The sequence below is a fragment of the Desulfosporosinus sp. genome, assembly GCF_014237355.1.
Lineage (GTDB): Bacteria > Bacillota > Desulfitobacteriia > Desulfitobacteriales > Desulfitobacteriaceae > Desulfosporosinus.
The window spans coordinates 1-9,242 of the sequence record NZ_JABZFS010000070.1 but is presented as its reverse complement, the minus strand read 5'-3'; the positions used below and the strand labels follow the sequence as shown (position 1 = coordinate 9,242).

Annotated in this window: 10 protein-coding genes and 1 pseudogene; 9 read left to right on the top strand and 2 right to left on the bottom strand. The window is 41.3% G+C overall.

Annotation, left to right across the window (positions count from 1 at the left end; genetic code table 11):
• The first annotated feature begins 533 nt into the window (after positions 1-533).
• Complete coding sequence (locus tag HGJ98_RS15275; RefSeq protein WP_291352357.1) at positions 534-656, top strand: DUF3102 domain-containing protein; 123 nt, start codon at positions 534-536, stop codon at positions 654-656.
• A 597-nt stretch (positions 657-1,253) separates the two neighbouring features.
• Here HGJ98_RS15275 and HGJ98_RS15270 read toward each other — a convergent pair.
• Both HGJ98_RS15270 and HGJ98_RS15265 read right to left on the bottom strand, forming a co-directional pair.
• The gene (locus HGJ98_RS15270) at positions 1,254-1,418 is read right to left on the bottom strand and encodes a hypothetical protein (RefSeq protein WP_291352355.1); all 165 of its coding nucleotides are present in this window, start codon (positions 1,416-1,418) and stop codon (positions 1,254-1,256) included.
• 163 nt (positions 1,419-1,581) lie between these two features.
• A complete protein-coding gene (locus HGJ98_RS15265; RefSeq protein WP_291352353.1) occupies positions 1,582-2,319 on the bottom strand; it encodes a CPBP family intramembrane glutamic endopeptidase in 738 nt (245 codons plus the stop codon).
• A 514-nt stretch (positions 2,320-2,833) separates the two neighbouring features.
• Here HGJ98_RS15265 and HGJ98_RS15260 point away from each other — a divergent pair.
• From HGJ98_RS15260 to HGJ98_RS15230, 8 genes and pseudogenes are all read left to right on the top strand, one after another.
• Entirely contained in the window at positions 2,834-3,232 is a 399-nt protein-coding gene (locus HGJ98_RS15260; RefSeq protein ID WP_291352351.1) for a secondary thiamine-phosphate synthase enzyme YjbQ, read from the top strand.
• Positions 3,233-3,542: 310 nt separating this feature from the next.
• Positions 3,543-3,677: pseudogene (locus HGJ98_RS22435) on the top strand (hypothetical protein); the annotation flags it as partial.
• 217 nt (positions 3,678-3,894) lie between these two features.
• On the top strand, positions 3,895-4,185 hold the full coding sequence (locus tag HGJ98_RS15255; RefSeq protein WP_291352349.1) for a hypothetical protein: 291 nt from the start codon (positions 3,895-3,897) through the stop codon (positions 4,183-4,185).
• A gap of 89 nt (positions 4,186-4,274) precedes the next feature.
• The gene (locus HGJ98_RS15250) at positions 4,275-5,006 is read left to right on the top strand and encodes an NUDIX hydrolase (RefSeq protein ID WP_291352347.1); all 732 of its coding nucleotides are present in this window, start codon (positions 4,275-4,277) and stop codon (positions 5,004-5,006) included.
• Between the two features lie 28 nt (positions 5,007-5,034).
• Complete coding sequence (locus tag HGJ98_RS15245) at positions 5,035-6,042, top strand: hypothetical protein (protein ID WP_291352345.1); 1,008 nt, start codon at positions 5,035-5,037, stop codon at positions 6,040-6,042.
• Between the two features lie 52 nt (positions 6,043-6,094).
• Positions 6,095-7,000 (top strand): hypothetical protein, encoded by a 906-nt coding sequence (locus tag HGJ98_RS15240; RefSeq protein WP_291352343.1) that lies wholly within the window; start codon positions 6,095-6,097, stop codon positions 6,998-7,000.
• A 19-nt stretch (positions 7,001-7,019) separates the two neighbouring features.
• Entirely contained in the window at positions 7,020-8,216 is a 1,197-nt protein-coding gene (locus HGJ98_RS15235; protein WP_291352341.1) for an adenylosuccinate synthetase, read from the top strand.
• A gap of 140 nt (positions 8,217-8,356) precedes the next feature.
• A complete protein-coding gene (locus HGJ98_RS15230) occupies positions 8,357-8,704 on the top strand; it encodes a hypothetical protein (protein ID WP_291352339.1) in 348 nt (115 codons plus the stop codon).
• Positions 8,705-9,242 lie beyond the last annotated feature (538 nt).

Here is a 9,242-nt window from a genome sequence, read left to right as displayed (position 1 = left end):
AAAACCGGGATGCGCTAACATCCCGGCTATACAACTGGCCGCAGTGAGCGGCGATCTGAAAGAGCAAGAAGCCTGGCAAAGTGGACTACTTGCTCTTTTGCATTCCTTTAAGTATTAACACTATAAGAGTCGCAAATGCTACCGCAAACATAAGTGCTTCATACACAGTCATAAGCCTCATTATTATGAGAATGCAATGAGACCACTTTTTTTATAGAAAGTGGTCTTTTCGATGTTCATTGGGGTCTATAATCAGATAAGGATGCCTTTGGATTTTTAATTAACCAATATGAAAAAATAATTTTTTCAAACGAGGTAATGCCTGGACAGAAATGTTTAAGCGCCAGATAGAATCCATGCAAATAGTATTATCATAGCGACAGATGCTGATGACGGATGCAGGAGTTAAGAATCTGGCACAACTATTGCCGATGACTGAACCTTGCCGGCGCCGTTGAGATCGGCAGTCGCCTGAAGGATGCCAGGTCCTGCTTCCCTCCTCCGACGATGACGGCCATCCGGATTCGTCACCGGTGACGAATCTGACCTACACCCAGCTCATCCTCCTTGGGATCCTGGAAGAGGAGCGGAAGGAGTTTATCGCCGAGCATGATGTCGAGAGGATGACCAGAGTGGAGTTGCAGCAGGCTGTCTAGGACAGAGACCAAGCCATTCAGGAGAAAAAAGACCTCCAAAATAACTTGGACTTGAAAAGCAGAGGAAATAACCAATTAACAACTCAGTAGGCCCCGGCTCTGGCTTCATGGAACCGCCGCAGTCACATATCAGAAAATTCCCAATCAAATTTTTTCTCTTGCACTTACGAGGCAACCCCTATTTGGAGGGTCGTTTTTCTCAAATCTACACATAATTATTCAAAATACTCCTTATACCCCAATACGGTACACCTATATTCGCGTAGAAGTGTACCCCCGTTTAAAATATGTTGCTTTCTTACGTCCACGGAAACATAAAAACACACTGTAAAATCAACCCAAAACCCTAGGAACCGCTGATGCCAAGCTACTTCCGCTCTATCACCACGACTGTCTCAACGTACTACGTCCACGGAAAAATACACAGAAAAACGAGTAAATGAGCGTCAGACCGAAAGCCTGCTTTCGTTGGATGATGTGATTAAATACCATCGTGGAAAAACACAAAAATATTGTGTACTCATTCACCAAAGCATTGGGGGGTATATCGGGAGGCATAAGTTTTTGGGGTGCATAGGGTACCCTTTACTTACTAATCTATATGTCTGCCATGCTTACCTTATGCTGTAAACAAAGTGCATTAAGGGCAATCATAGATCTTCGCCATTCACTCCTTTTTGTACGGCTTCCGCACTCAACTATTGAGCTTTCTGCTGCCATGGTTGTAACGATGGCATAACGAATATTCACAAATATAGTCATCGCCTCATCACTATGGATTTGTTTGTCCAGCTCCGCTACCTTTAAATATGAAAAATGTAGGAAGAATAAATCGGTTTGGTAGTTATGACAAAAGGTTTAACATTCAACCGGTAGAGAAGATGAAGCGAAGGTAGGAACTAAACACGTTTCTTTGGAGGCGGCACTATTTGATTAAACCAATTGAGACTAGTACGAACATTGGGCCATTCAATATTCCGTGTGTAAGAATGCCAATTGAAGTATTCTTAGTCTTATAGGCAACATAGGGTACTACTATTAGTATAGGAATTAAAAGTATTATCAAGTCCAATCCGAAACAAGCGTGAAAGACCAACCATAGAACAGAATTAATAACCCAAGAATATTTGCCATGCTGCAGCTCTTGTCTGGGTAAGATATAACCTCTCCATAGTATTTCTTCTCCCACAATGTTAAAAAAGAACATTGGAATCCAAATTAATAAATAAAATTTTTCATATCCCTGTAATGCTTGAAATTCCATAAAAGACGGGGTAGTTTCAAGTTCTCTAAAGCCAAAGCCTTCTGATATAATCTTTGAAGTGAACATTATTAAACTTGTAGATATTAGGATTACTATAGAAGAGGTAATTGTCCATTTCCAGTCATTTTTTGATAGTCTCTTTATTCTTAATCTTTCAAGTATTAATCTAATCCTAAATTCATTTCCTTCTCGCCTGTAGAAAATCAAAGCTAATATAAAGAGGGGAACAAAAACAATATACCCTCCGATAAACCAGCCCAATGCAGGATGAAGATTTAAGTCTTTAACTAGATATGGGATCAAGCTATTGGTAATAATAATAAAGTAGGCTGATGGAATGCTAAATAATAGTATTGATTCCCAGATAGTCATTTTTCTTATCTCTACGATTTTATCCATATATAACCCCCACAACGCATTGTTTTAACATCAGACAAAAACAGTGTTGTAGTCCCCCAAAGTGATTAGGGGGTAATTCTGTTAAGGTACACTGAATGGACTTCATACGAACCTGTTCGTATATTTTCCTTTAAAGGAACATCAGACTATATTCTCCATTTCTACCCAAATTCCTCTCAGACGGGCAAAATGTTTTAGATGATTCTCTGGATGAAGCATTGGGTCATTTGCGACCGCATTTTGAAAAAAATGAAAAGTGGTGCAGAGCTGTTATTGAAAAGATGACACCACAAGAACATGAAATGTTTTACTTAGATATGAAGAAAGTTGACTGGAATATCACTCTAAGGGATATGTACAAAAACATTTTTAATGAGTTTATCCATTAAAGCGTTTGATAAAATGTGCTAATGCCTTAGGAATAGGTAAACCAGCTTTGTAAAAAGAAACTGTGGCAGTCAAGGAATGTGCTTGGGTTGGGGACTAACAAGTTGGCAGGCGAAGGAGATCAATTATGATTCATGAGATACATCTGAAGACCAAAAGACGCGACGAAATGCTCGACATAACAGCTCAAGTCCAAAAACTTCTAAATCAGGAAAATGTCCTAGAAGCGCTAGTCGTAATATTTTCATCCCATACTACTGCAGGGATCACAATCAATGAAAATGCGGACCCCGATGTACAGAAAGACTTTATGCGGAGACTTGATGAGATTTACCCATGGAATATGGATAAAGACCGTCATATTGAGGGGAATTCTGCCGCTCACTTAAAAGCGAGCACCGTAGGGGCATCCCAAACTGCCATTGTTCATAATGGGAAATTGCTCTTGGGCCGGTGGCAGTGTATTTATTTCTGTGAATTTGACGGTCCACGTGAGCGTACTTGTTTTGTAAAGATTCTCAAGTAAAACCGTGAGGTGATTTGTAAGTGCATAGCATTCCCAGCCGACGAGATAGTTAAGGCAAGGCTTGACGCAGTATGCGAATCGCTCAATATTACCTATGAAGAGTGGTTCGAGACTGCTTTAATTGAATCAGAGCATGATGTTTTGACTAACTTCTAACCAGCAATGCCAAAGATCGAACAGGTTGGAAGTAGGATTCTAACCTCTGCCGATTTGTTCGCCGCTCCGATGTTGAATGAGTGCCATTGACCAACGGGGGTAATCCTCTGCAAAAAGTTTATAACTACTCCTACTTTTCTGCCTATTAAACGCCCTAGATTACATCACAACCATTCAAGCAATAAACCATGGGGCAGTAAAAGGAAATCCACTAGCCGATTACTTTGTCAATAATAATGCACTTCAATACTTTAAGCTGGTCGGATTAGGTTTCTTTGTGTTTATCTAGTTCATGCCGAAAAAAGGAATTTGAAAAGCCAGTTGAGAGTGATCAAGATGCTGTCGGGGGCCAATTTGGCGTAATTGAACTTTTTTGGATAGGAAGGGAGCCCTACTCACTAGGTGAGAAGGGGCTCCTCGTGTTTTTTGTCAAATATCTCTTCGATTAACTAGCGAACTCAATAAACGAACGAAGGCAATCTTAAATATCCTGTCTTGGTCATCATTTGCTAGGTATTAACAATATAGTTGTGGGAATTTATCCTCTGTGCCTAGATGAAACTTGCCATTTTTTAGCGAACAGCGTTTTTATCGATGAGAAGTTTAAGCCTTTTAAGGATCAATGGGAATTCATGACCACCCTACGAAAGCTCTCTGAAGACGACGTCGAAAGTCTTATATCAAAACTTTGCACTGGAAATGAACTTGGAATTTTGAAAAAAGATGATCAAGAAGAACCACAAAAGCCTTGGGATACAAACATCATCAAACTGTCAATGAAAGATTTTCCTCAATAAAAGTTAAATACAATTAGTTATTAACATATTGCAATTAAGTATAAGTTGGTATATAATTGAGTTAAGAAAATTCGAAAGGATCTTGACCAATGAAATGTGACTTTAGCACACACCATCGAATGAGTGTAGCAACAGACGTAGTGGTACTGACAACGGATAATAAGCCCCTCAATAATAAGCGGAAAGTGGCAGAAAAAGGGCTGCAGATACTGTTCGTTAAAAGAGATGAAGAACCATATAACGGATGCTGGGCTTTACCGGCAGGCTTTGTAAATTTTGATGAGCCATTGCTTGAATGTGCCAAAAGAAAACTTCGGGAAAAGGTTGGCCTCGATGATATTTATCTGGAACAGCTATACTCCTATGGAGATGATGTAAACCGGGACATAAGGGGCAGGGTTATTAGTATAGGCTACATTGCCCTGGCTCCCAAAGAGAAAATCCTTCTCAACTCAGAAAGGGCCAGCAAGGAAGCGGAATGGTTCTGGATAGAATCCTCAACATCCGAGTGGGAGGTGGATATGCTAAGTTTCATTTCGGTATTGGGCCCAAGCCTTAAGATTAAAAGCTTGGCCTTCGACCACAGGATGATTATTGCTGATGCCCTTAACCGGATCAAAAATAAAATTATGTATACCGATGTAGGGTTTCATCTGGTTAATGAACTGTTCACAGTTAAGGAACTACAGACAGTTTATGAACTGCTGCTCGGCCGTCAAGTTCAAGCCTTTAGAAGGGTGTTAAACGATAAAATCGTTGAGACAGAACACTGGACAGATGGGAAAGCCCACAGACCGGCCAGGTTATTCAAGCAAAGATAAACAATTAATGGAGTAAGGTGGTGACACCATGGTTGATATCAATAATCCCCAGGAGATTTTGGCAGCGGTAAAATGCGGGGATCTCTACTCCAAGGACCCTCTTAAGGCAAAGCAAGAGTATCGGTTGCTTGTACAGAAGTACCATCCCGACCGCAACAAAGAGACTATGGCTGAAGATGTTTTTCTGAAGATCAGAGATCTTTATGCCCAGGCCGAAGTAATGTTTGCATCCGGACAATGGGAAGAAAGCAATGTTAGCGAATTTAAAACCAAAGAAGGCAAGCACAAGAGGTTGACATTTATTAAAGAGTTCCCCTTTGAGCTTGGCATGCAATACGTGGCATCCTCTGTTGTGGTTTTTGTACTGGAGGCAGAGCACAAGAGATATTTTGATAACGCATTTAAGCGGGTTGGTTCCTTAACGTATGAAAACAAAGCCATGGAGGATGAGTTTAAACGGTATTTCCCGGAATTCATAGATAAGTTCGAGACAGCCGAAGGGAAATGGGTTTTGGTTATAAAAAAGACCAAAGACCTCGTTAGATTACAGGATCTGCTCAATTATTATCAAGGAACGATAGAACCAAGGCATGTAGCCTGGATCCTAAGCCGGTTAGGCAGTATCTGCTGTTTCCTGGATTTCAATGGCCTAGCTCATAATGGAATTAGTTTGGAAAATTGCTTTGTATCACCAGAAAACCACTCAATCGCCTTATTCGGCGGCTGGTGGTACTGCGTCGGGCAGGGTGAAAAGATGCTCGGAACCCAGAAAGAGATTTACGATGTGATGGGTCCCTTAACCAAAACAAACAAAACGGGCAGCATTACAACGGATCTGGAATCCATTAAACTTATCGGCAGGGTGTTGCTAAATAAGGCACAAGTGCCGGATAGTTATCAAGCTTGGCTGGAGAGAGGGGCTGCAGACTCGGCCAGAAAAGAGTTCTTGCGTTGGAACACGGCTTTGCGAAACTCCTATGGAGTTAGAAAGTTTATCAGAATGGAAGTGGGAGAGAGGGAAGTCTACAGCCGTTAATGACTGCTTAGTTATTTTAAGATAACAATTAATTACTAAGGAGGAATGGTTTATGGGACATGGTGGTTGGAAACCAGCAGACTGGGCTAGGTACTCATCTAAGAAAGTGGCCGGACAATCCACAAGTACAATTTATGCTTCCAGAATGATGACCTCAGAATTTGATCCTAAGCATGTTGCTTTCAGAGAAAGCCGGGACAGCAGCGAACATCCTAACAGCACGCCGATTATTATCGGACTTGATGTAACCGGATCAATGAGTCATCTTCTGCAGGTGGTTGCTGAGAAACTTGGTGTCCTTGTTCAGGAAATCCTGGACAGAAATCCTGTAACCGACCCGCAAATTATGTTTAACGCCATCGGAGATGCTCCTGCCGGGGATACTGCGCCTCTCCAAGTTACGCAATTTGAATCGGATATTCGCATCGCAGAACAGCTGACGAAGCTTTACTTTGAAAAAGGCGGCGGCGGCAATGGATTTGAAAGTTACCCCCTAGCCTGGTACTTTGCTGCTCGCCATACAAAAATTGATTCCTTCGAGAAGCAAGGGAGAAAAGGATTTTTATTTACCATCGGAGATGACGGTTACCCGGAACAACTGACCTCAGGGGAGATCCAAAGGGTCTTTGGAGATAGTGTTGAGGCCGGCATTCCGGTGCAAGAAATGCTGGCAGAGGTGAACCGGAAATATGAAGTCTTCCATCTGTGCATGGCTCAAGGTGGGTCCCACCTGGATAGCGACCTGGAAAAATGGCGGGAGTTACTTGGTGAAAGAGCCATTAGAGTATCGGATTACCAGCGTATTCCTGAAATTATCGTATCGATTCTGGAAGCTATGAGCGGAAGATCCATTGACTCGGTTGTGAATTCTTGGGATGGCACAACGGCTGTAATTGTTAAAGAAGCTTTAAAGGGTTTAACCGGAATCACAAAATTCAAGGGGCTCATCGAATTTTAAGAGGACGGGGGTATGGGGGATGAAGAAAGTAAAAATTGTGATTGGAGCAAACTTTGGTGATGAAGGCAAGGGATTGTTGACAGACTATTTCTGTTCCTCATTCCCTGCCCAGGAAAAGGTGCTGAACGTAAGGTTTAACGGCGGAGCTCAGGCAGGACACACTGTGGTTAAATCAGACGGGAGAAGACATGTCTTCAGCCATTTTGGCTCGGGCAGTTTTAACGAAAACAATCTCACCTACCTCTCCCCTTATTTCATACTTAATCCAATGCTCTTCGTTAAAGAATACAAAGTCCTGGAAAGTAAGGGAGTCGTGTCAAAAGTATATATCCATAAGGATTGCCTTGTAACATTCCCTTGTGATGTCATGATTAATCAAATGGTCGAGGCTCATAGGGATAAAAATAGGCATGGAAGCTGCGGGGTAGGGATTTATGAGACCATCAAGAGAACAAGCAACCATCAGAAAACAACCATAGGGTATATCCGAGAGAACTTTGACCAATTGGCTACGATGATCGCGGTCATCATTGAGGGATATGTTCCCCAACGATTAGACGAGCTGAATACGGAATTAACGGATAGCGAATGGGAGCTGATCCGGAACGAAAACATCACAGAAAACTATAGCGCTGACCTATTGTTTATGCTTCAGCACACGGAAATTGTAGAAGATAATATCATCGAAGAATACGACAACATTGTCTTCGAGGGTGCTCAAGGGTTACTGCTGGATGCCGATAATATGGAATATTACCCGCATCTGACACCATCTAACACTGGAATTAAAAATGCCCTAGAGATATTAAGCGGTGTCGATGCTTGCGACCTTTCCGTATGTTATGTAACTAGATCTTACTTTACGAGACATGGGGCCGGACTAATTAAGACCGAGTGCGATAGTGCGGACCTTAAACCGGAGGGTTTATGGGATAAAACAAATCAGACAAATTCGTATCAAGGTAATTTTAGATATGGATATTTTGATGTAGCTACTTTCAAGCATTCTTTAGAAAGAGATTTGGCGTTCTTAAACAGGACAGCAATGGTGGAGCTGGCCGTTACACACCTAGATGAAACAGATGGACACTTGATCCTAGGCAAAAGCGAAAAGCTCGAAGTAGCAGATCTGCTAAAAATCATGAACCTACATGACGGTTATATTTCAAATGGAGAAACAATAGGGCTGTTAGCGAGAGTTTCAAAGAATATGTAGTAGCTCACTTGGGAAGAGGAGTATTACAAAGCACTTAAAATTGCTGAGGAAATTGCGGCTACTATTTTTGTAGATCTAGTGCAAGTAGAATATGCACCTGAAACCTTGCGCAAGAAAATCGAATGTGAAGGGGTAAGTTTATGACAAGTGGAGAAAAAAAGATCATTCAGTATCATAAATTAATGGGCGATTTAAAAATAGATATGGATGCTATTAAAAAATTGGGCCAGGAAATTAATCTGGTCTCACGAGATATTGAAAAACTCCCAACGGAAATCCCAAGTCGAGAATTTCTTGTGCGGCCTTTCTTCACCATTTCTAATACAGGTACAGAATCTATGTTTGAAAGAATCTCGCGTGTGATTGATGGTGGAGCAATAACAGGTGGGGGAGATTATAACCGAGAGCTTCTGAAGTCGATGGCTCATGATATCCCGAACATAAGACCTGGAATTAGTAGTCCTGGAATTGGCGGAAGTACTAGATGAATACCGAAGATTTTAGGCATATGTTTCGTCATGCTTATGGTTCAGAACTACGTTAGCGCAAAATGCAGCCTCTAGCTAGTGGAGTTTCTTCTGTGGTAAAAGGAATTGAGGACGTCATATACAGCAATGATCAGTTTAGCGGAAAGTAGGGTAAGGAAGGTCCAGTGACATCTATAGTTGGGATGCTATGTATACCTGACTAAAAACAGGCCAAACAAGAATGTTACAAATTAACTCTATAATTTAACACATTGAAAATTAGTTATTGACAACCTAAGTAGAAGATGCTAATATATGCATCCGGCCAAAAAACAGGCCAAGCATCAAACAAAAAGTTTTAAATTAGCTATTGACAACGCAAGTTGAAAATGCTAAGATGTGATTCCGGCCCAAACGGGTCAAGAAAAAATGATGGTCTTTGGTCTTTGAAAACTAAACAACAAGGACAGCCAATGAGAGAGACTCGAAAGAGTTTCAAAATAAATCATGAGTCAATCATCTTCTTCTAGAAGTGAAATAACTTTTTTTGGAGAGTTTG